Genomic DNA, 20,656 nt, shown 5'->3' on the forward strand with positions numbered 1-20,656 from the left:
CAGCTATGCTGGCTTTTTCGATGAGTAAAACACTGGATTGTAGGGCGACAGCCCTAATCAAGGTACCCACGCAGCTTCTTCCCCAGGTGAGGATGGCGCAGCTTACGCAGGGCCACAGCCTCGATCTGGCGAATGCGCTCACGGGTAATGCCAAACTCAACGCCAACCTCTTCGAGCGTGCGATAGCGCCCATCCTTCAAGCCATAGCGCAGTTGTATTATCTTGCGCTCACGTTCGGGAAGTTTTTGCAGCACCTCTTCGATCTGCTCACGCAGCATCGAAACGGCGGCGGCCTCAGAAGGGGTCGAGATGCGATCATCCTCAATGAAATCGCCCATCCGTCCTTCACCCTCCTGCCCAACCGGCATTTCGAGGGAGAGCGGATGCATACTCGCTTCGAGGGTACGGCGCACTTTGCCCGCGCTGATGCCCATCGCCTCAGCGATCTCTTCTGGGGTTGGTTCACGCTGCATCGACTGCTGGAGCTTGTGGCTCGTGCGTTTAACCTGGCTAATTGCCTCACCCATGTGCACAGGAAGCCGGATCGTGCGACTCTGATCCGCAATCGCCCGTGTAATCGCCTGACGGATCCACCAGGTGGCATAAGTCGAGAACTTATGTCCCTTGGTATAGTCAAACTTCTCGACGGCACGCATCAAGCCAATATTGCCCTCTTGCACCAGATCCATCATGGTCAGGCCATACGACGTGTATTTTTTGGCAATCGAAACCACCAGGCGGAGGTTGGCCTGGATCAAGTGTTGCCGTGCCTCCTGGCCTTGGGCAAAAGCACGCTCAAGCAAGAGGCGCTCGCGACTGGTCACATACTCTTCGCGTTCGAGGGCAACTTTTGCCGCATCGCCAGACTCCATCGCCTTGGCGAGTTGCACCTCTTGAGCCGCAGTCAACAGCGGCACCTGTCCAATCTCCTGGAGATACATCCGGACAGGATCATCAAACGCAATGTCAGCCAGATCATGCAGGTCGCTGACAGGTTCCTCATCACTGAGTTCGGTGATTTTTTCCAGTTCGGCCGCCGACTCAACGACTTTAATGCCTTCAGCTTGCAATCTAGCGTAGAGTTGATCAACCTCTGCAACTTCAAATTCTGGTTGCGGATACGCTTCAAGGATCTCACCATACGTGAGATACCCTCGACTCCGGGCTAGCTCTAACAGCCGCTCGATCATCAGACCCGACTCCTGTGTGGATAGTTTGTGCTGCGTTACCATCCTAATCTCCAGGAAACGCTTGACACCACTCGTCATATCAAGTGCTGCCAACAGCAGTCGTATGTACTTCTATCATACACATGCTGTCAAGCCTTTCCTGCCAACTTGCGATATCAACGCTCACCCGGCGCAAGGATAGACTCTTCAGCATACCACGATCATTATGTCATCGCAATGCCAAAGAACGATGAAGGCCCGAGCGAGTTTGTTACCCCACTCTGGCCCCTATGCCATCGTATGACCTGCATTAGCATAAAGAGAGGGTCGAGCTGGGTAGCTCCAACCCCATCAGGATCACACAATCGAAGGGACGCGATCCTGGCACCCCGTTGATGTACTGGTTGCTACTATAGCACTATCCCATGGTGAAAGTCAACCCCTTATAGCGACCGTTATCGGGCGATTGCAGCTTTTGTCGTGGCCGTCAACGTGGCACCTACCGCTGAGGCAGACGGTTACCCCGCTTGCTTGCGTGCGGCTTCCTGGGCAGCGATGCGGCTAATGTGGGTCGCGAAGTCGCTATCTTCGCCTTCAAGCAGCAGCGGCAGCGTGGTGCGAAATTCTTCGCGCCGACACCATTCACGCATGTAGCCCTCCCACGAGCGCCAGAGACGCTGCTGACGGGGGGGCATCTCCTCTTCGTAGACGAGAATGTAGGCTCGTTCAAAGAGCGAGACGAGGATGTCAAAGATGATCAGCCGTCGTTCTTGCTGATCGTCGCTCAGTGGCGGCGCTGTGCCGATCATGCGTAGGTGGAGATCGGGGTGCTCGAGAATGAGTTTTTGAAAGCGGACGTACTCATCAATCAGGGCGAGATAGACGGCTTCTTCGTCACGTTGTTCGGCCAGGCGCTGTTCGCGGAGATAGATCACAATGGCATAGGGTAGGCCAATAATGGTGACTATATAGCTCGCGATTTCGAGGATCGTCAGGAAGCTCACGGTATATCCTGTGGTTACGCATCCAACCCGCGCCGTGACCAGCGTTCGGCTTGGCGCAGCAGGGCGTTGGCCCCAAACGCGAGCAGGGAGACTGCAAGCGCTCCGGCGACAATTTTTTCCTGGTTGCTGCTACGGACACCGTCAAAGAGCAGCACCCCCAGGCCGCCAGCATTGATAAAGGCGGCAATCGTGGCAATGCCAATTGTCGAGAGGGTTGCAATGCGAAGCCCGGCGAGCATGAGCGGCAGGGCCAGCGGGAATTCAACGATGATCAGCCGTTGCCATCCATTCATACCCATGCCATTGGCTGCTTCAAGGATCGCGGCGTCGATTTCGGTCATGCCAACCACAAGGTTGCGCACCAGCACCAGTTGGGCATAGATGACCAGCGTGACGACCGCTGGCCAGTAGCCCAGACCCAACAGTGGGATCAGCAAGACCAGCAACGAGAGACTAGGGATCGTGTAGAGTATCCCCAGTAACCCGAGCACTGGCCCACGCAGCCGTGGAACCCGTACGAGCAGAATGCTCGTGGGCACGGCGATGACCAGGGCGATCGCCAGCGCCGAGAGCGTGAGCCAGAGGTGTTCGCCGAGCAGGCTGCCGACCGAGCGCCAGTTCTGGATCAGGTAGGTCATCGTTGCGCTCCCAGAAGTGCCGTGTCTCGTAGCACTGCTTGCAGATGGTTCAGCGTCAACCGGCCACACATGCGCCCGTCCTCTACGACGACCAACCCCTCGTCACCGACGCTGAGCAGGCGGGTCAAGGCCAAACGCAGGTCATCCTGCGGATGCAGCGGCGTCAGGTCAGCAGTCTCATCGGTCGACGGTTGGAGACCAGGATGCGCGAGGGCTCGCTCGACGGTAATCAGGCTCAACTGACGGAGCAGATCGCTCGCACCAGTCAACTCGGCCACAAAGGGGTCTTCTGGTTGAGCGAGGAGCATGAGGGGCGGGGCAAACTGAATGATCCGCCCATCCTTCATCACCATCACCCGATCAGCGAGCCGCAAGGCTTCTTCGATATCATGCGTCACAAAGAGGATCGTCTTGTGCAATTTGCGTTGGATCGCCATCAACTCATCTTGTAGGCGCGTACGCGTGATTGCATCGAGCGCCCCAAAAGGCTCGTCCATGAGCATCATCGCCGGATCGGCGGCCAGGGCGCGGGCCAGGCCGACGCGTTGTTGCTGCCCGCCCGAGAGTTGGCGTGGATAGCGTTGGCGAAACTCACGGGGCAAGCCAACGAGGTCGAGCAACGCATCGATACGTGCTTCGATGCGGTCGTTCGACCAGCCGAGCAGCCTGGGCACCACCGCGATATTCTGCGCGATGCGCAGATGCGGAAAGAGCCCGGTCTGCTGGATGGCATAACCAATGCGCCGCCGCAACGCGGTGACCGGCATATCGCGGGCATCCACGCCCTCAATGAAGAAGCGGCCACTCGTCGGCTCATACAGCCGGTTGATCATCTTGAGCAGGGTCGTCTTGCCGCATCCCGAAGGACCCAGCAAGACGATGAATTCACCTGGCTCAACCGTAAAGCTGACTGCATCAACGGCTGGCTGACTTTCGCCAGGAAATTGTTTGGTCAGTTCGTCAGCAACGAGCATGCTCATGGATGGAACCCTTAGATCTAATGTGCAGGTTCATCTTCCTGCTGGGAGCGAGGGTGGGACGCCCTCGCTCCCAGCAGGAAGATGAACCTTTAGATCAAGCCCTGACTGGTCAGGAAATCACGCACGACATCGGGCACTTCGCGTTTGTCTGGCCCATCAACTTCCCAGTTGAGCCCCGACATCACTTCGCCTGTTAGCGATGCCGAGAGGCGATTGAGCAGATCGGCGATGGTCGGATTGGCCTCGAGGGTTGCCTGACGAATCACGGGGCTCACTTGATAGATTGGGTAGGCATTTTTATCGTCAACCAGGGGGCGCAAGCCGAGCCCGGCCAGTTGCCCATCCGTCCCAAAAGCGACGACAACCTCAACATCACCACGTACGAGCGCCTCATAGCGCAACCCACCGGTATCGAGTTGCACATAGTTGTCGCCGCCGAACTTCGGATCAAAGCCATAGAGCGCGAGCACGGCTTTGTTATCTTCGCGCTCGGGAAACTCGGGCGGCCCACCGAGCCGCAATTCACCCGAGAAGGGTACCAGGTCTGAAAAGCTCGTCACGCCCAACTCGGCAGCCCGTGCTTCGGTCATGGCAAAGGTATTGGTATTATTGAACGGGGCTGGTTCGAGCCAGGTGATTTGGAACTGGCTTTCATAGCCTTCGCGCAGCGCAGCCAGAATGCCAGCCGCATCGGCGATGGGCTCTTGTTTGAGGACCTCGAGCAGACCGGTTGACGTATACTCAGGGTAGAGATCAATCTCGCCACTGGTCAGGGCTGTATGGGCAATTGGTGTGGCCCCCAGGTTGAGTTTGCGTTCGACGGTAAAGCCATTGGCTTCGAGCATCTGGGCGTACATTTCGCCTACGAGCAGTGATTCCGTAAAATTCTTTGAGCCGATCTTGACCGTCGGGTTGGCTGGTTGCCCATCACCCGGCCCAGCCGTCGGCTGTCCTCCACAGGCAGCCAGCACCAGCACAAACAGCAGGATCAGCGTTCCCGGACGCCATGCGCGCAACAACGTTCTCATCACCATGTCTCCTTATGAACGATACGACGTTGCCCATCGCTCGGCCTGACCAAGCAGCAGATCGCTGCCTAGGGCGAGCAGCGCAATAGGCACGGCACCAACCAGCATAATGCGTGGCTCGAAGAGGGCAAAGCCACGGGTAATAAAAATGCCGAGCCCACCGGCCCCAATAAAGGCGGCGAGCGTCGCACTTGAAATAACTTCAACCGCTGCGATCCGGATTCCCGCCAGAATGACGGGTAACGCGAGCGGCAGTTCGATCTGCAGCAACTGCTGCTGCACCGTCATGCCCATGCCCTGGGCAGCTTCAACAATGGCACGTTCAACGCCAAGCAGCCCAGCATAGACATTGATCAAAATCGGGGGGAGGGCCAGCACCGTGAGGGCAATCAAAGCCGGGGTGAAACCAGTACCAAGGTAGGGTTGGGCCAGAAAGAGGATCGCCAGACTGGGAACAAGGCGCAGCGTACCAACTGCATTGATAAGATACTGCGCACTGGCTGCGTGACGTGCAGCCCAGATCCCCAGTGGCAGGCACACGAGAATGCTGATGCCAAGGGCCGCTCCACTCAAGGTCAGGTGGCGTCCAAACTCGGTCCAGAAGCGCGTCTGATTGGCGAGATAGTAGGCGTAGGCCTCGCCCAGCAGTTCGATCATGAGCAAAGAGTCTCCTGGAAGCTGTGCGGAATGACGCCGCCTATGGTCTTCTTTTTATGTTCGCACATTCACCGATGTACGTCAAATGCTATGGTAAGATGGTAGCAGAGCAAGCCTAGAGACGAAAGGCAGCGATGGAGTTTTTTAATATTCATTTGACCGAGTTGCTGATTATTGCTGGCCTCGCTCTGGTGATCTTTGGGCCTGAGCGATTGCCTGAACTAGGGCGCTTCGCGGGCAAGCAGGTGGCCCGGTTTCTCGCCTGGCAACAGCAGTCACCTGAACTCCAGATGATCAATGAGGTGCGCGCTGAGTTTGAGCAAGAGATTGCGAGCCTGCGTGATGAGCTGGTGCGTACGCGCAAGCAGTTCGATATTTCACCTGATCTGACCAACATCCGCGATGAGTTGCGCCCGATGTTACGTTTGACCGACTCGGCGCCTACGCCTGCCGAGGCTATCGATCTGATGGCTGGCGATTCCGCCCAGACGATCCTGCCTCCGCGTGAGACGAGCGCCGTGGCGGAGCTAGGGCCTGAGGTGGCGAACCTGACCGAGGTGGCACACTCGAATGGTGTGGTTGCGCCCGATGATCTTGCCGAGGCTGCCCAGACGGTGAGTGAGCAACTCGCTGTGCCACCACCACCGCTTGTGCCTGCCCCTGCCGCAGGGAGTGTGCCGACCCCACCACGCCCGGCGCGGATGGCGGCAACTCAGCCTACGGGTGTGCTCAACTCAGTGCAAGACTGGGCTTCTGTTGCACCAGTCGAGGGAACGATTACTGAACCGCAGACGTCTGACTCGCATGAGGTACCTGCACAGCCTGAGCCACAGCCAGCGACGGTAACGCTGAGTGTTGAAGAGCACGCCCAACTAGTGGGACAGCTTGAGGCTGTGACGATCGCACTGCACCATCTGGTTGCTGAATTGCGTGAACGGGGCCTCTTGAGCGAGTCGTGGTCGCCAGAGGGTGAAGTACAAGCGCAGGAGACGTTGTCACGGTGACGACCAAGACAGAACAAGGAACAAAGCCGCCCGCCTCGGGTAGCTCGACTGAAGATGAGCGCGCTATGTCGCTCATTGAGCATCTCAAAGAGTTGCGGATGCGCCTGGTGCGAGCGAGTATCGGGATTTTCATTGGGGTCGGTTTCGGGGTCTTTCTGGTGATGGGGCCGTTCAAGCTGGTTGATCTCATTATCAATACCTTTGCGCCCCTGACTGATCGCCCGCCTGTGCAGTCGGTTGGCACAACCGAAGAGTTCACCAGTTATATGACGGTTGCCCTGACGGTTGGCCTGATTATGGCGATGCCAGTGATTGTCTATCAATTGCTGGCCTTCATTGTGCCTGGTTTGAACGAACGCGAACGACGGATTATTTATATCTCGCTCCCGTTTGTGACCTTTTTCTTTGTGGCTGGTCTTGCTTTTGGTTGGTTTATTACGGTGCCAACGGCAATTCGTTTTCTGATTGGCTTTTCAGGCTCAGAATTAATCGAAAGTCAACCATCAGTTGCTAACTTTATTCGCACCATTACGACCTTACTCCTGATCAACGGCATTGTTTTTGAGTTGCCTGTGATCATCTATGTGCTGGCCTTTCTTGGCGTTGTCACTGCCAGCCAACTGGCAAAGTATCGCCGGTTTGCCTTTCTGGCGGTCGTGATTATTGCTGCGTTGATTACGCCAACGGGCGATCCCATCAATCTGGCGTTGCTGGCCATTCCGATGTATTTGCTCTATGAGCTTGGGGCGATTATGGCGCGCTTTGTGCCAAAACGCTGAACAGATTTGCGCCGCGCCCTCGCACGGTGCTATACTGCAAAGAAGGGGTCGTTCGTTGGTGTCAGGTTAAACGAGGGGTAAAAGCAGATGGTCGAGCGCATCTGTCCGGTGTGCCAGCATGGCAATCCAATGGAAAATCGTTTCTGTGGGGCGTGCGGGGCTTCACTTGAGCAGCATGCCTTGGCGCAACGCCCGTCTGATGCCCTGGTGATCGCCGGGCAGACGATCCCGCTCACGCAGGTGCGCCAGGTGGGCAAAGCTGTTGCCGTGGGGCTCGCCGCTGTTGCGGTCGAGGCGGGGATCGCGTGGTTGCGACGCCGTAGTGAGCCGACGAGTCTTGCCGTTGTTCCGCAAACGACGACGCTTACGCCGTCGCATGGGTTGCCGCAAGCCGAGGCTGTTTTCGGGGCGGTGACAATTGTTAGTCAACGTGTGGTTGAGATCTGGGATCATGGCAATTTGACCCGTCAAATTGTTGAAAAGCACGTCTGGAAAAAAGAGGGTTGAGTACCGTGTCACCATATGATCAGGTGCGGCAGCAGTTGCGCCCCCTCGGGTTGCGCCTCCGCTTGAGCGATACACTCTGGTTTGCCAGTCAGAGCCTCTGGGTGGCGACGCTGGCGATGGCCGGGGTGGCGTTGCTCGGGCGGTTGGTGCCGATTGCAAACTTGCTGTTGTGGGCGCTGCTCCCTCTCCTGATCTGGTTCCTCATCGTCCTTGGCTATGGCCTCTTCCGTCCGCTGCCGCTGGTGCGGGTCGCCCGCCGCGTGGACCTGATCCTTGGCCTGCGTGAGCGTCTGGCGACCGCTATCGAGTTGCACGACCGCGATGCGCACGATCTGTTGAGTGAACGGCAACAGGAGGATGCAGGCAGTGTCGCTCAGGCGCTCAAGGCTGGGCAGTTGCCGCTGCGGGTCGCCCGTACCCCCCTGCTCTGGTCGCTCGCTCCGCTTGCCTTCGCGCTTCTGTTACTCTTTGGTTTGCCCAATCCCCAGGATCTTGTGCTTGCCGAACGTCAGGCGGTGCAAGCGGCGTTACAGCAGACTGATCAGCAGTTGGCCGAGTTGCAGCAGCAGATCGCTGAAGATACGCAACTCTCGCCTGAAGATCGTGAGCAGATTCTCGCCGAGTTGCAGGCGTTGCAAGAGCAGTTGCGTAATAACCCCGGTGATCGCCAGGAGGCTCTGGCGGATCTGTCGGCGGCTGAGGCGCGGTTGCAACAGCGCCTTGACCCAAATAGCGATGCGCAGCGGGCGGCGCTTGAACAGATGGCGCGTAATCTAGAGAATCTCGCGGGTAACCAGCCTGGGCAGCGACCGAGTGTGGAGCAGGCCGCGCAACAACTCGAAGAATTGGCTCGCCAGCTTGACCAGTTGAGTGACGCTGAACGCGCCGAACTGGCCGAGCAACTCGGACAGCAGGCAGCCCAGCAGTCCTCGGCGAATCCTCAGGTGGCCCAGAATCTGCAGCAGGCGTCGCAGGCGCTTGAACAGGGCGATACCCAGCGCGCCGCCGAGCAACTTGCTCAGGCTGCGGATGAGGTGCGTCAGGCTCAAGAAGCGCTGGCGAACCAGCAGAGTACGCAGGAGTCGCTTGCCGAAGTGCAGGGGGCACGTCAAGAGGTCGCTGAGGCTGGTCAGCAAGGTCAGCAAGGCCAGCAGGCGCAACAGGGTGAGCAAGGCCAGCAAGGTCAGCAAGGCCAACAAGGTCAGCAAGGCCAACAAGGTCAGCAAGGTCAGCAAGGCCAGCAAGGTCAGCAAGGCCAGCAGGGCCAGCAGGGTCAGCAGGGTCAGCAGGGCCAGGGCCAGGGCCAGGATGGGCAACAACCCGGTGGTGGTGGCGGCTCGAATGCCGATAACCTTGGGGCCGGGCAGAGCAATAATCCGGGCAATGTTGATCCAAACCGACCTTCAGGTCAGCAAGGCAGTGGCTCAGGCAGCGAGGGCCTGGTCTATCAGCCCTTCCGCCCATCGGGCTTGCAGGGCGACCCCGATTTTGTCCAGGGTCAGCAGGGTTCAGGCGGAACCACCGAGACGCGACCGGGGCAGAGTACGCTGCCGGGCACGAATAGTCCGTCGGTCGTCCCCTATCAGCAGATCTTCCCCGAATATAGCCAGGCCGCCAGCGAAGCGCTCGATCGTGGATATATTCCTCCCCATTTGAAGGATTTTGTCCGGGACTATTTTTCGCAGCTTGAGCCTTAGACTAGGAAATAGCAACTAGGAAATAGGTGAGCGCATCAGCATACGATACTGTCAAGCCAGCATACCCAATTCTGAACCATGTCTTAAACGTCTAGATGCAGATGCAAACGTCCTTGCCAGGCGATTACGTTGTTTGGCAAGGACGTTGTAAGGAATTGACAGAGTAAGCTACCCAAGCCTAAAGGCTAGGGCTTTGCCCTGGCGCTCCTGGCAAGACGCCAGGATCCGAGCAGTACGGCCTGCTTACCGAGGCCCTGCCGGGCGAACCCAACAGCAGTTACAGATGCGAACATCTGACCTTCAACCTTTTACCTATCGGAGATTTCCCCAATGGAACCCGCAAAGTTTCGTTGGACATGTGCCTGGAAGCCGGGTCCACCGGCCCGAGCCGGACTTGTGCCTTTGCACGTAACACAATTGTGCCAGAAAGAGCTGTTTGACGCAACCCAATGCGCTAAAGCGGCGAAAGCAGGGGCGTTCCTCCCACCGCTGAAAGCGGGTGGGTTTCCCGCCCTAAAGGGTAAACATCTATGAGTGAAGCTCTTCCCAAGACCGCGGCGGCGGTCAATCGGATTAGTCCTGATGAATTTCGTCGGCGTGCCCAGATGATCGAAGCTGAGGTGGGCAATGTGATTGTTGGGCAGCGTGAACTGATCCGCCAGGTTGTGGTGACGCTGATGGCCGGTGGCAATGCGCTGCTTGAGGGCGTGCCCGGTCTTGCCAAGACGACGCTGGTGCGGACGCTGGCTGATGTGATTGATTGTGGTTTTTCGCGCATCCAGTTTACGCCCGACCTGATGCCTGCCGATATTATTGGGACGACGCTGATCAGCGAAGATGAGCAGGGACGCAAGACATTCCGGTTTGAGCCGGGGCCGATCTTTGCCAATCTGGTGCTGGCCGATGAGATCAACCGTGCGACGCCCAAGACGCAGTCGGCGCTGCTTGAGGCGATGCAAGAGCGCACGGTCAGTGTCGCCAAGACGATCCATAAGCTCGCGCCGCCCTTCTTTGTGCTGGCGACCCAGAACCCGCTCGAGATGGAGGGAACCTACCCGCTGCCGGAAGCCCAGCTTGACCGCTTTTTCTTCAAGGTCAATGTGCCTTTTCCGACCACGGCTGAACTGGTTGAGATTGCGCAGCGTACCACGGGCGAACGTCAGCCGACGATCCGCCACGTGACCAGTGGGGCGATGATTGTCGAGATGCAAGATCTGGCGCGAACGGTACCGATTGCGAGCCATGTGCTCGCCTATGCGGCCCGGGTGATTTCGGCGACCCATCCCGAGACCCGTGAGGCTTCGTCGGTCACAAAACAATATGTGCGCTATGGTGCGTCGCCGCGTGGCATGCAGGCGCTTATTCTCGCCGGCAAGATCCTGGCGCTGCTTGATGGCCGCTATAACGTCTCGTTTGCCGATCTCAAGCTGGCCGCGCTACCAGCGCTTCGCCACCGCGTGGTGCTCAATTTTGAGGCGCAGGCCGAGGGCGTTTCGCCCGATGAGGTGGTTAAAGGCGTGCTTGAGGCGATTAAAGAGGAATAGGCTGGCCCTATGACCACGACCGAACCGCTGCTCGAGAGCAGTTTTTTGCGCAAGCTCGATCGGCTGATGATCTTGACCCGGCGGGCAATGGCGGGTGAGATTCAGGGCGAACGTCGCAGTCCGCGCCGTGGTTCGTCGGTTGAGTTTGCCGATTTTCGCCCCTATACGCCCGGCGATGATATCCGTCAGATTGACTGGAACCTTTATGCGCGGATGGAGCGGGTCTTTCTCAAGCTCTTTGTGGCTGAGGAAGAGTTGACGGTTCATCTGCTGGTGGATACGAGTGCCTCGATGGATTGGGGAACGCCGAACAAGCTGCGGTATGCGACGAAGCTTGCCGCTGCGTTTGGCTATATTGCGCTGAGCAATCTTGACCGGGTGAGTGTGAGTGCGTTTGCGGCCGGCGCGACGCCGGTGCAGATGCCGAGTGTGCGCGGGAAACGGGGGGCTATTGGGCTCTTCACCTTTCTCCAACGCCTAGGGGTCAGTGGGGGCGGCAACCTTACCGAATCCTGTCGGCGCTATATGCAGACGGCCCGGAATCCAGGGCCACTTTTGCTCTGCTCGGATCTGCTTGATGCCAACTGGCAAGAGGCCCTCAAGACGCTGTCGTCGCGCCCGTTTGAGATTACGCTGATGCATACGCTCGCCCCTCAGGAATTGTCGCCTGAACTCGATGGCGATTTTCGCCTGATTGATGTCGAGGGCGGGCCAGCCGTCGAGATCAGTGCCGATCTTGATCTGCTGCGCCGCTACCGCGAGCAACTTGCGGCGTGGCAAGATGAGATCGAGAGCTTTTGCAGTGGTCGGGGGATCGTCTACCTGCCGGTTGATACGGGTGTTCCTGTCGAGGAGTTTGTGCTGGGGCGCTTGCGCAAACGAGGGGTCTTACGCTAATGACGAGCCATGCTCCCCTCCGCCGGATGGATCTGATCCGTGGCGGGTTAGTGCCATACGCCGAGGCGCTGGCCTGGCAGCGGCGTCTGGTGGCGGCGCGTTCGGCGGGCGAGGTGCCTGATACGCTCTTGTTACTCGAACATCCGCCCACGATTACGCTTGGGGTGCGTGCCGACCCTGCGCATGTGTTGCTCTCGGCGGAGCAACTGGCGGGACGGGGCCTTGCGCTGGTCGCCAGTGACCGCGGGGGCGATGTGACCTATCACGCGCCCGGCCAACTCGTCGGTTATCCTGTGCTCAAGCTTTCCCACCACGGTGCCGATCTCGGGCGTTATGTGCGCACGCTCGAAGAGGTCATCATCCGCACGCTGGCCGATTATGGCCTGGTGGGCGAACGCGTCGCCGGTCTGACGGGGGTCTGGGTACACGGAGGCACCGCCAAGATCTGTGCGCTCGGTGTGCGGCTCAGTGCGTCCGGCGTGACGTCGCACGGTTTTGCGCTGAATGTTGCCCCGGATCTCGCTGGTTTTGCGCAGATAGTGCCGTGCGGCATCAGCGATCGGGCCGTGACCTCGCTGGAGGCGCTGCTTGGCACGGCGCCAGCGCTGGTCGACGTTGAGCAGCGGGTGCTGGCCCACTTTTGTGCGCTCTTTGGCGTGACCTGTGAACCTCGGGACACGCCGTCATGAACCTACGGCTAAAGCCTGTGGGCTTGTCCCTGGTGCGACGGCGACACTTCGTTTGGTTGATGGTACTCTTGCTGCTGGCAGGATGCACGCTAAGCGGGCAGCGTCTGCCTGCGGGCGATCGGCTGCGCCTGGCCTATTTTCCGAATGTCACCCACGGGGTCGCGCTGGTTGGGGTTGCACGAGGTACGTTTCAAGAGGCGCTTGGCCCAGAGGTGACGCTGGTGACGACGAGTTTCAATGCTGGACCATCGCTGGTCGAGGCGCTCTTTGCCGGCGAGGTTGACCTTGGCTATCTCGGGCCGAACCCGGCGATCAATGGCTATGTGCGCAGCAACAGCGAGGCGGTGCGCATCATTGCCGGGGCCGCCGAGGGTGGCGCAGCACTGGTGGTGCGCCCCGAAGCGGGCATCAATGGACCGTCCGATTTTGCTGGCAAGCGTTTCGCGACCCCGCAGTATGGCGGCACCCAGGATGTCGCCCTGCGCCACCTGATGCAGCAGTACGACCTCAAACCGGCGGATCGTGGCGGCACCGTCACCATTTTGCCGAGCCAGAACCCTGATATTCTGACGCTCTTTCGCAAAGGTGATCTTGATGGGGCCTGGGTGCCGGAACCGTGGGTTTCGCGGCTGGTACTGGAAGCGGGTGGCACCGTCTTGATCGATGAGCGCTCGCTCTGGCCCGAAGGCCGTTTTATCAGCACGGTTCTGGTCGTGCATCCCCGTTTTCTGCGTGAGCATCCCGATCTGGTTGAAGCCTTCTTGCGTGCGCACGTTGATACCGTACAATACATGCAAGCGCAGCCTGCAACGGCAGCGCAGCTGATCAACCAGGAGATCGAGCGCATCACGACACGGCCACTTCCCGAAGAGGTGCTGAAGCGTTCGCTCACGACCCTGGAGTTTACCTATGATCCCTTGCCCGCAACCCTCTTGCTGGCAGCGGATCATGCCTACGCACTTGGCTTTCTGGGGGCAACGGAGCCCGATCTCCAGAATATCTACGACCTTGCATTGCTGAACAAGGTGCTTGGAGGGCAGGGGCTGGCACCAATGGTGCTGCCATAGCCTCGATTGGAGCGAAACATGGCAGAGCGACACCTCGTGGCGCAGCACGGGCAAGCGGTTGCTGGGAAGGCTGATGCGTTGGATCAGCCTTCGGGTGGGATCTCGTTGGAAATTGTTGGCGTAAGCAAGCGTTTTCTCGCCCGTGGTCGTATGGTCGAAGCCCTTGCCCCGGTCGATCTGCAGGTCAAAGCGGGTGAACTGATCTGCCTGCTCGGGCCGAGTGGCTGCGGCAAGTCCACGCTCTTGAGCATCATTGCCGGGCTTGAACCGCCGTCGGGTGGTCTGATTCGGGCGGGTGGGCGCAAAGTGCAAGGCCCAGGGATTGACCGGGTCTTGCTCTTTCAAGAAGCGGCGCTTTTTCCGTGGCTTGATGTGCAGCATAATGTCGCCTTTGGCTTGCGGCAGGCCGGTATGCCTGAAGCCGAGCGGATGCGCATGGCCCGCGAATATCTGGAACTGGTGCATCTGAGTGGATTTGAGCATAGCTATGTGCATCAGCTTTCGGGCGGCATGCGGCAGCGGGTCGCGCTCGCCCGTGCGCTCGTGCTCAATCCGGCGGTACTCTTGATGGACGAGCCCTTTGGGGCGCTCGATGCGCTGACCCGTGATAAGTTGCAGATCGAACTCGAGACGATCTGGGCGGCCACCGGCAAGACGATCCTCTTTGTGACCCACAACGTGCGGGAAGCGGTGGCGCTCGGTGATCGGGTGCTTGTCTTTTCGCCGCGCCCTGGACGCATCATACAAGAATTTTCGATCACCCTGCCTCGCCCGCGGAGCCTCGAACATCACCAGACGATTGACCAGGCCCGCGAAATCCTCGCGGTGCTGCACGCTGGTCAACGTCCCGATGAGGAGGCAAACGATGAGTGGTGAGATGACGACAATGCTTGCCGAACAACCACATCTCGGTCGGGCCAGAGTCATGCCGTGGATCCGACGGCTCATCTTTTACCTGATCCTGCTGAGCATCTGGGAAGGCATCGTCCGCCTCGAAATCTGGCCGCCATATCTTTTTCCTGGGCCGCTGATCGTCGCCAACGCACTCTGGGAAGGAGTTACTCAGGGGCTCTTTCTTCCTGCGACCCTGGTGAGTCTGCGTCGCCTCGCGATCGGCTACAGCATCTCGCTTTCGCTTGGCCTCGTGCTGGGCTTGCTGCTCGGGCGCAACAAACTCATCCAGGAGACCGTCGGCTCGCTGGTGCTTGGCATGCAAGCGTTGCCGAGTGTGTGCTGGCTGCCATTGGCGATCCTCTGGTTTGGGTTGAACGAACGGGCGATCATCTTTGTGGTTGTGCTCGGGGCGCTCTTTTCGATCACGCTCGGCGTCGAAGCCGGCGTCAAGAATACGCCGCCGGTCTACTTGAAAGCGGCACGCAACCTTGGCGCACGTGGGGTACGCCTCTATACCCAGGTGCTTTTGCCTGCGGCCCTTCCCGCGATCCTCAACGGGCTCAAACAGGGTTGGTCATTCGCCTGGCGCTCACTCATGGCTGGCGAGTTGCTCTACTATACCCTGAGCCTTGGCAACCTACTGCAGACCGGGCGCGACCTGAACGATGCGGCCCAGGTGATGGCGGTCATGGTGATGATTGTTATCGTCGGTGTCACGATCGACCAGATCCTCTTTGCCCCCATCGAACGCCGCGTCCGCGAACGCTGGGGGTTGGCGTGAGTTGCGCTATAGTCAAGATTGACTATAGCGTAAGATTGATTATAATAGGCGTTGGGTTTGGGGCTTACGGCCCCCAGGAATCTTCCTTCACAGCTTGTAGGACGGAGTTCCTATGCACGCTCAGCGCCTTGATGCCGCAGTTGATGCGCTCTCACGTCGGCGGATTATGCTGGTTCTTTTTGTCGGGGTCTTTATGGCGGCGCTCGATACAGCAGTCGTTGCGCCTGCGGTGCCTGCCTTGCGCCAGGTGTTTGGGGTTGACAATAGTCAGATCGGGATGATTACGATCATCTTTAGTCTGGCAACGCTCAGCAGCACGACCTTGATGGCTGGCCTGGGTGATCGCTACGGGCGGCGCCCGGTCTACCTCTTTTGTGTTACCGGCTTTGCGCTCGGGTCGTTGATCATTGCGATGGCTCCAAGTTTTACGGTGCTCTTGCTTGGGCGAGCGATCCAGGGTTTTGCTTCGGGTGGCGTGACGCCAACCGCGAGTGCGATGGTGGGCGATGCTTTTCCGCGTGAAGAACGGGGCAAGGCGCTCGGTATGCTAGGGGCGACCTTTGGCATGGCTTTTCTGTTGGGGCCACTGGTAGCGTCGCTGATTCTGCTGGTCTTGAGTTGGCAGTGGATCTTTTTGATCAACCTGCCGGTCGCGGCAGTCGTGATCTGGCTCGGCCTGCGGAACTTGCCCGCCAAACAACTGGCCGCAAACCCGGCACCCCTCGATTGGGCCGGGGTGGTCGTGGTGGCCGTGATGCTGACCAGTCTGGTGCTCGGGATCAACCGGGTGCTCGACAACGCGCTTGGTTTGATGCTCTGGCCGGCGTTGCTTGGCCTGGCGTTGCTCTGTGTCCCGTTGCTGATCATGGTCGAGCGCCGCGCCGCTAGCCCGGTTGTACCGTTGCACCTCTTCTACTCACGTCAGCTTCGCCTGACCTACATCCTCTGTTGCGGGGCTGGTTTTGGCATGGGGAGTGTGATCTACATCGCCTCGGTCGCCGTCGCTGGGCTTGGCATTGCCGCCGAGCGAGCCGGACTCCTTTTGTTGCCTCTGGTGATTGCATCATCGGCGGGTTCGGTGATCTTTGGGCGCCTGCTCAATACCCTCGGCTCGCGTCTGGTCATGCTGATCGGCTTTGGTACGACCGGCCTTGGCTCGGCCTTGCTTGGCCTCACTGAAACGGCAGGGCTCTGGATCTTTTTGCCTTCCAGCATGCTGATTGGCCTTGGGGTTGGCATTATCGTCGGGGGCACGCTGCGCACGATTGTCTTGAACGAAGTCAACCTCGAAGAGCGTGGGGCCGCGCAGGGTCTGGTGAACGTAGGCATTAGCGTTGGCAACCTGCTCGTCGTTGCAACGCTCGGCGTGATTGCCGATGCCTGGGGCGGCGGGATGACCGGTCTTGCCATCGCCTACCTCGCCTCGGCGGTCTGCATGGGCGTGATGTTCCTGTTGAGCCTGGGGCTCAAATCGCATGGCGAGGAATTAGCAACTGCTTTGGCGACGAGTGAGGCTTCTTCGGGTGCGTGAGTTTGCTGTGCCCCGCACTGGGCACGGGCGATGCCGGGCACGGGCGATGGTGTGGCCATACATCCGGGCACGGGTTCCCGCAAGATGGTGTATACTCTAGACACCATCCCAAAGGATGCTCTCTATGTCATTGGATGTTGTGCAGCAGGTTATTGGGCGGGCGATTACCGATGCTGAGTTTTGTCAGCAGTTGATTGAAGGCGCACGTAGCGCGTGTGCCGCCTATGAACTGACCGATGATGAACTCGATGCGCTTGATGCGCTTGATACCGAGAGTCTGAAGGCGTTTGCCGGGACGCTCGATCCGCGTCTGTCGAAGCGTGCCGGACGTGGTTTTATTTAGGTTGCAGAGAAGCTATGTTTGATCTTGCGACAATTGATCATTTGCTTACGACAACCCGTTCGGTGCGCAAACGACTTGATCTGAGCCGCCCCGTTGAACCTGAGGTGATCGAGCGCTGTCTGGAGATCGCGACTCAGGCGCCGAGCGGGTCGGATCGCCAGCGCTGGCATTTTGTCGTGATTACTGATGCGACCCTGCGCCAAAGCATCGCCGAGATATATCGGCGTTCGTTTGCCGCCTATTTTGGCGCGCCGCAAGGTCCGCACGGGGGGCGTTATACGCCGACGAATGCTTTGCAAGCGTCGGCGATCTATCTGGCTGAGCATTTTCATGAAATTCCGGTGATGGTGCTCTTCTGTTACGAGGGGCGCGTCGAACAGCAAGGCGTCACGGCCCAGGCTTCACTCTATGGGTCGATCTTGCCGGCGGCCTGGTCGTTTATGTTGGCTCTGCGCTCCCGTGGCCTCGGTTCGGTCTGGACGACGTTGCACCTGCAGGAAGAAGCCGAGGTCGCGGCGTTGCTGGGGCTTCCGGCACATCTGACCCAGGCCGTGCTGTTGCCGGTGGCCTACTATACCGGCGACGATTTTCGCCCGGCGCAACGTGCCCCGGCCAGCGAACGTACGCACTGGAATGGCTGGAAGCAACGCCGTGCGCCTGACGAGCCCGGCGAGGGAACCTGAACTGGATGGGCAGATCAAGCGCGTTGCTCCAGGCCGTGCGTGGGCGGGAGGCAACTAGGCCAGCCGGTTCTTCTTCCCACAAAAGGCTGATCGATCAACTCTGGTTGGCCTTGCTGGTGGTGCCTTTTTTTGCCTGGCTGACCCTTGCGGCTGGCTACCAGTTCCCGGTCACGGTCAACGAGTCGCTTGCCGCTAATCCGTCGCCCCTCAGCTTCCGTGGCGTCTATCCGCCCGAGGCGGGGGCGTTTGGCTTTCAGCGCTGGACGACCGAGCAGGCGCAGATCCGTGTGCCTGGCGTTGGTTCGGCCCCCTTCGAGGTGCGCCTGCGCTTTTTTGGCTATCCTGATGCGCCCCCCGAACGGGTGGTACGTCTGAGTAGCGGGGCGCAGGTGCTTGCCGAGATGCAGGTACGCAACGGCATGCAAGAGGTGTGGCTGCTGGTGCCAGCGGGTTTGAGCGATCCGGCCAGCGGCGATTTTGTGCTGAACCTTGAGGTGCCGGGCTTTCGGGTTACCGATGACCCGCGCTTGCTTGGCGTCTCGCTTGACCAGCTGACGCTTTCCTCACGTCAACAAGGGATGGTGCCGCCGCCTTCAGGGATGGCGTTGCAACTCGGTCTCGTGGCGCTTTTGAGCCTGCTAGCCCTGCGGATCAGCGGGGTGGCAACGCGGATCGCGCTGGGTCTCAGTGGGTTGCTGTGTGTTGGGGCGGGCCTGTTGGTCGCGGGGGGCGGTAGCACGAGCATTGCGTTGCGCCTGCAGGCTGCCTTGGCGCTGCCCGTGTTGGTTGAGGTGCTTACGTACACCCTTGTGCTCGCATTGACCCTCCGCCTCCCCGATCTCCGCCAACACCGACCGATGCCCAATGCCCAGGCCCTGGTCCTGGTACGGCTCGCCGTGCTGCTCATCTTTGTCTTCCGGCTCACCGGGATGCTGCACCCGCAGTTTATCAACATTGACCACGGCCTCCGCGCAAATCAGTTGCTGCTGATTGCCGACGGGCAAGAAGCGGTCGTGCGCGAGCGGCTCGAGCAACAGTACGAATGGGGCACCCGTGAACCAGTGCCCTATAGCCTCGTCACCTACTATCTGCTCTTGCCGCTGACCGTCGTCTGGAGTAGCCCCTTTGAGCTGATCAAAGCCGTCAAAATCGTGACGGCCCTGCTCGAAGCCACCTTCCCGCTCTTGTTTCTTGCCCTGATGCGTCAGGGGCCACAGCCGCGCTGGGGGGCCGCGTGGGGCGGCCTGATCTACGCCGGCTTGCCGGTCGGCTACCTCTTTTTTCACGACGGCAGCTTCCCGACCACCATCGGCATCTGGCTCACCCTGATGGCCCTGGTTGCGCTGCAATGGGCGCTCGAACCGGCACCGCAGGGCCAGACGTGGCTTCGCTGGAGCAGCGCCATCCTGCTGCTCGGCATCGCGATCGCTGCCTACGTCACGCATCTTGCCTTTATACCCTTTCTCATCGTCGCCATTGCAGGCAGCCTCTTTTTCTTGGGCGAAAGCCGCACGCGGCGTCAAGGCCTGATCCTGCTTCCCGCCGTCGGCCTGGCCTTTCTGGTCGGCTGGGTCATCGTCTACCGCAGCTACACCCTGACCCTCATTCAGCGCACCATCCCGGCCTATCTTGGGCTCATCGCGAGCGAAGGGAGCGTCGGGCGGAGCAGTGACACCTTTTTTGGCACGCCGATCAACAGCTTTCCCGAGCATCTCGTGGCGCACTTTCGCCTCTGGCCCGTGATGCTCGCCGGGCTTGTGCTCATCGTGCTGGTCTGGAACTGGCGAAACCGCTTCATCACCCACCTGGGGCTCGGTTACGCCGCGCTGCTGATCGCCACCTCGGTTGCCGAGCAATGGTTCGGGCTCTGGAACAAACACATGGTCTTCATTGCCCCGCTGGTTGCGCTGCTGAGCGGCCCTGGGTGCGCGTGGCTCTGGCAACGGGGCCGAGCCGGCAAGCTTACCGTCAGCCTGTTGCTCATCTGGCTCTTTTGGCAAAGCCTGACGGCGTGGGGCAACCGCGTGCTCTGGTATTTGTTGCCGCCGGGGGCGTTGTGATGGATGCGTAACGCCGTTGATGCACGAACTCCACTGTGTGCCCCCAACCCGTTACGCCGCCGCCCAACGCTCCATCTCCTTCCGGTTATTTTGATCCGGGCGGCGTTGTTGTTTGACGAATTGCTGCAGCAAGCTCGGCCACGGTCATATGACCAAACAGGCGATCTTTTTCGGCAAGAGAATCGCCGACACCGCGTGTGAATTGGTTGATAAAGCGTGCGGTGTTCGCGATGCCGAGTTCCTGCACCAGCACGCGTACGGCAATCTCGTTTATTTCGGTTAAGGCCAGATAGGCGGTGGTACTCATACAAGTATCGCCTCTGCCTCAAGCATGATGCGAGTTTGGCTGCGCTCGTCAAGCGGACGCTGTAAACTACATGTGTCAAAATAGATACGCATCTGCCCTGACCCATTTCATAGGCTCAATCAACGACTGGCACCACTGGTCACGACATGGCAATTGTACCACATGGAAGAGAGGGAGTGACCTGATCGAGCGCATCGGAATTGCCAGCCAACGCCCAGCTTCAGCGGCGCCGCTGGCAGGCGTTGGGATCGCTGCTGGCCGTCGGCACACGCCGACCGCTCAAAGTCGCGCCAGCGGTGTCGCGCTACAGCGCCATGTTGTAGGGCTACGTCAAAGTGGTAGCCCATCGTGTATCCTTCTGAAGGAATGATCGAACGCTTCAGGAGGACACGATGGA

At 59.4% G+C, this 20,656-nt stretch carries 21 protein-coding genes; 14 read left to right on the forward strand and 7 right to left on the reverse strand.

Annotation, left to right across the window (positions count from 1 at the left end):
- Nucleotides 1–53: 53 nt before the first annotated feature.
- The 6 genes from rpoD to A9Q02_RS13490 all read right to left on the reverse strand — a co-directional run bounded on the left by rpoD (nucleotide 54) and on the right by A9Q02_RS13490 (nucleotide 5,476).
- The gene (gene rpoD, locus A9Q02_RS13465; RefSeq protein WP_097653606.1) at nucleotides 54–1,190 is read right to left on the reverse strand and encodes an RNA polymerase sigma factor RpoD; all 1,137 of its coding nucleotides are present in this window, start codon (nucleotides 1,188–1,190) and stop codon (nucleotides 54–56) included.
- A gap of 497 nt (nucleotides 1,191–1,687) precedes the next feature.
- A complete protein-coding gene (locus A9Q02_RS13470) occupies nucleotides 1,688–2,173 on the reverse strand; it encodes a hypothetical protein (RefSeq protein ID WP_097653607.1) in 486 nt (161 codons plus the stop codon).
- Nucleotides 2,174–2,187: 14 nt separating this feature from the next.
- Complete coding sequence (locus A9Q02_RS13475; RefSeq protein WP_097653608.1) at nucleotides 2,188–2,811, reverse strand: ABC transporter permease; 624 nt, start codon at nucleotides 2,809–2,811, stop codon at nucleotides 2,188–2,190.
- Nucleotides 2,808–3,791, reverse strand: a complete 984-nt coding sequence (locus A9Q02_RS13480) for an ABC transporter ATP-binding protein (protein WP_097653609.1) — start codon at nucleotides 3,789–3,791, stop codon at nucleotides 2,808–2,810. The genes A9Q02_RS13475 and A9Q02_RS13480 overlap by 4 nt, the downstream gene beginning before the upstream one ends.
- A gap of 89 nt (nucleotides 3,792–3,880) precedes the next feature.
- Nucleotides 3,881–4,819, reverse strand: a complete 939-nt coding sequence (locus A9Q02_RS13485) for a glycine betaine ABC transporter substrate-binding protein (RefSeq protein ID WP_245860540.1) — start codon at nucleotides 4,817–4,819, stop codon at nucleotides 3,881–3,883.
- A gap of 12 nt (nucleotides 4,820–4,831) precedes the next feature.
- Complete coding sequence (locus tag A9Q02_RS13490; RefSeq protein WP_097653611.1) at nucleotides 4,832–5,476, reverse strand: ABC transporter permease; 645 nt, start codon at nucleotides 5,474–5,476, stop codon at nucleotides 4,832–4,834.
- A gap of 134 nt (nucleotides 5,477–5,610) precedes the next feature.
- Here A9Q02_RS13490 and A9Q02_RS13495 point away from each other — a divergent pair, with 134 nt between their 5' ends.
- The 14 genes from A9Q02_RS13495 (at nucleotide 5,611) to A9Q02_RS13560 (ending at nucleotide 19,952) form a co-directional block, all read left to right on the forward strand.
- A complete protein-coding gene (locus tag A9Q02_RS13495) occupies nucleotides 5,611–6,480 on the forward strand; it encodes a twin-arginine translocase TatA/TatE family subunit (protein WP_097653612.1) in 870 nt (289 codons plus the stop codon).
- Complete coding sequence (gene tatC / locus A9Q02_RS13500) at nucleotides 6,477–7,259, forward strand: twin-arginine translocase subunit TatC (protein ID WP_245860541.1); 783 nt, start codon at nucleotides 6,477–6,479, stop codon at nucleotides 7,257–7,259. The genes A9Q02_RS13495 and tatC overlap by 4 nt, the downstream gene beginning before the upstream one ends.
- Nucleotides 7,260–7,346: 87 nt before the next feature.
- Nucleotides 7,347–7,766 (forward strand): zinc ribbon domain-containing protein, encoded by a 420-nt coding sequence (locus tag A9Q02_RS13505; RefSeq protein WP_097653614.1) that lies wholly within the window; start codon nucleotides 7,347–7,349, stop codon nucleotides 7,764–7,766.
- Between the two features lie 5 nt (nucleotides 7,767–7,771).
- A complete protein-coding gene (locus tag A9Q02_RS13510; RefSeq protein ID WP_141508907.1) occupies nucleotides 7,772–9,463 on the forward strand; it encodes a coiled-coil domain-containing protein in 1,692 nt (563 codons plus the stop codon).
- A gap of 530 nt (nucleotides 9,464–9,993) precedes the next feature.
- Entirely contained in the window at nucleotides 9,994–11,007 is a 1,014-nt protein-coding gene (locus A9Q02_RS13515) for an AAA family ATPase (protein WP_097653616.1), read from the forward strand.
- A gap of 9 nt (nucleotides 11,008–11,016) precedes the next feature.
- Complete coding sequence (locus A9Q02_RS13520) at nucleotides 11,017–11,904, forward strand: DUF58 domain-containing protein (RefSeq protein WP_097653617.1); 888 nt, start codon at nucleotides 11,017–11,019, stop codon at nucleotides 11,902–11,904.
- Between the two features lie 26 nt (nucleotides 11,905–11,930).
- On the forward strand, nucleotides 11,931–12,593 hold the full coding sequence (gene lipB, locus A9Q02_RS13525) for a lipoyl(octanoyl) transferase LipB (protein ID WP_245860543.1): 663 nt from the start codon (nucleotides 11,931–11,933) through the stop codon (nucleotides 12,591–12,593).
- On the forward strand, nucleotides 12,590–13,660 hold the full coding sequence (locus A9Q02_RS13530; RefSeq protein ID WP_216361516.1) for an ABC transporter substrate-binding protein: 1,071 nt from the start codon (nucleotides 12,590–12,592) through the stop codon (nucleotides 13,658–13,660). The genes lipB and A9Q02_RS13530 overlap by 4 nt, the downstream gene beginning before the upstream one ends.
- 18 nt (nucleotides 13,661–13,678) lie before the next feature.
- On the forward strand, nucleotides 13,679–14,536 hold the full coding sequence (locus A9Q02_RS13535; RefSeq protein WP_097653620.1) for an ABC transporter ATP-binding protein: 858 nt from the start codon (nucleotides 13,679–13,681) through the stop codon (nucleotides 14,534–14,536).
- Complete coding sequence (locus A9Q02_RS13540) at nucleotides 14,526–15,335, forward strand: ABC transporter permease (RefSeq protein WP_245860542.1); 810 nt, start codon at nucleotides 14,526–14,528, stop codon at nucleotides 15,333–15,335. The genes A9Q02_RS13535 and A9Q02_RS13540 overlap by 11 nt, the downstream gene beginning before the upstream one ends.
- A gap of 112 nt (nucleotides 15,336–15,447) precedes the next feature.
- Complete coding sequence (locus A9Q02_RS13545) at nucleotides 15,448–16,866, forward strand: MFS transporter (RefSeq protein WP_097653621.1); 1,419 nt, start codon at nucleotides 15,448–15,450, stop codon at nucleotides 16,864–16,866.
- A gap of 124 nt (nucleotides 16,867–16,990) precedes the next feature.
- Nucleotides 16,991–17,209, forward strand: coding sequence for a Franean1_4349 family RiPP (locus A9Q02_RS13550; protein ID WP_097653622.1), 219 nt, complete (start codon nucleotides 16,991–16,993; stop codon nucleotides 17,207–17,209).
- A 14-nt stretch (nucleotides 17,210–17,223) separates the two neighbouring features.
- On the forward strand, nucleotides 17,224–17,892 hold the full coding sequence (locus tag A9Q02_RS13555; RefSeq protein ID WP_097653623.1) for a nitroreductase family protein: 669 nt from the start codon (nucleotides 17,224–17,226) through the stop codon (nucleotides 17,890–17,892).
- Nucleotides 17,893–17,897: 5 nt separating this feature from the next.
- Nucleotides 17,898–19,952: a hypothetical protein gene (locus tag A9Q02_RS13560; RefSeq protein ID WP_141508909.1), complete on the forward strand. Its 2,055-nt coding sequence runs from the start codon at nucleotides 17,898–17,900 to the stop codon at nucleotides 19,950–19,952.
- Nucleotides 19,953–20,037: 85 nt separating this feature from the next.
- Here the strand turns inward: A9Q02_RS13560 and A9Q02_RS13565 are convergent, their stop codons facing one another.
- Nucleotides 20,038–20,259 carry a hypothetical protein gene (locus tag A9Q02_RS13565; protein ID WP_097653625.1) on the reverse strand — a complete coding sequence of 74 codons (222 nt, stop codon included), beginning with the start codon at nucleotides 20,257–20,259 and terminating at the stop codon, nucleotides 20,038–20,040.
- Between the last annotated feature and the right edge of the window lie 397 nt (nucleotides 20,260–20,656).

The sequence above is a fragment of the Candidatus Chloroploca asiatica genome (assembly GCF_002532075.1).
GTDB lineage: Bacteria > Chloroflexota > Chloroflexia > Chloroflexales > Chloroflexaceae > Chloroploca > Chloroploca asiatica.

Excerpts from the sequence above, each read along its gene's own strand:
- A9Q02_RS13480 (WP_097653609.1), bottom strand. The coding sequence starts at position 3,791 with ATGAGCATGCTCGTTGCTGACGAACTGACCAAACAATTTCCTGGCGAA.
- A9Q02_RS13485 (WP_245860540.1), bottom strand. The coding sequence starts at position 4,819 with ATGAGAACGTTGTTGCGCGCATGGCGTCCGGGAACGCTGATCCTGCTG.
- lipB (WP_245860543.1), top strand. The coding sequence starts at position 11,931 with ATGGATCTGATCCGTGGCGGGTTAGTGCCATACGCCGAGGCGCTGGCC.
- A9Q02_RS13515 (WP_097653616.1), top strand. The coding sequence starts at position 9,994 with ATGAGTGAAGCTCTTCCCAAGACCGCGGCGGCGGTCAATCGGATTAGT.
- A9Q02_RS13540 (WP_245860542.1), top strand. The coding sequence starts at position 14,526 with ATGAGTGGTGAGATGACGACAATGCTTGCCGAACAACCACATCTCGGT.
- A9Q02_RS13565 (WP_097653625.1), bottom strand. The coding sequence starts at position 20,259 with ATGAGTACCACCGCCTATCTGGCCTTAACCGAAATAAACGAGATTGCC.
- A9Q02_RS13555 (WP_097653623.1), top strand. The coding sequence starts at position 17,224 with ATGTTTGATCTTGCGACAATTGATCATTTGCTTACGACAACCCGTTCG.
- A9Q02_RS13560 (WP_141508909.1), top strand. The coding sequence starts at position 17,898 with ATGGGCAGATCAAGCGCGTTGCTCCAGGCCGTGCGTGGGCGGGAGGCA.
- A9Q02_RS13550 (WP_097653622.1), top strand. The coding sequence starts at position 16,991 with ATGTCATTGGATGTTGTGCAGCAGGTTATTGGGCGGGCGATTACCGAT.
- A9Q02_RS13520 (WP_097653617.1), top strand. The coding sequence starts at position 11,017 with ATGACCACGACCGAACCGCTGCTCGAGAGCAGTTTTTTGCGCAAGCTC.
- A9Q02_RS13475 (WP_097653608.1), bottom strand. The coding sequence starts at position 2,811 with ATGACCTACCTGATCCAGAACTGGCGCTCGGTCGGCAGCCTGCTCGGC.
- A9Q02_RS13490 (WP_097653611.1), bottom strand. The coding sequence starts at position 5,476 with ATGATCGAACTGCTGGGCGAGGCCTACGCCTACTATCTCGCCAATCAG.
- A9Q02_RS13545 (WP_097653621.1), top strand. The coding sequence starts at position 15,448 with ATGCACGCTCAGCGCCTTGATGCCGCAGTTGATGCGCTCTCACGTCGG.
- A9Q02_RS13530 (WP_216361516.1), top strand. The coding sequence starts at position 12,590 with ATGAACCTACGGCTAAAGCCTGTGGGCTTGTCCCTGGTGCGACGGCGA.
- A9Q02_RS13505 (WP_097653614.1), top strand. The coding sequence starts at position 7,347 with ATGGTCGAGCGCATCTGTCCGGTGTGCCAGCATGGCAATCCAATGGAA.
- A9Q02_RS13495 (WP_097653612.1), top strand. The coding sequence starts at position 5,611 with ATGGAGTTTTTTAATATTCATTTGACCGAGTTGCTGATTATTGCTGGC.
- rpoD (WP_097653606.1), bottom strand. The coding sequence starts at position 1,190 with ATGATCGAGCGGCTGTTAGAGCTAGCCCGGAGTCGAGGGTATCTCACG.
- A9Q02_RS13535 (WP_097653620.1), top strand. The coding sequence starts at position 13,679 with ATGGCAGAGCGACACCTCGTGGCGCAGCACGGGCAAGCGGTTGCTGGG.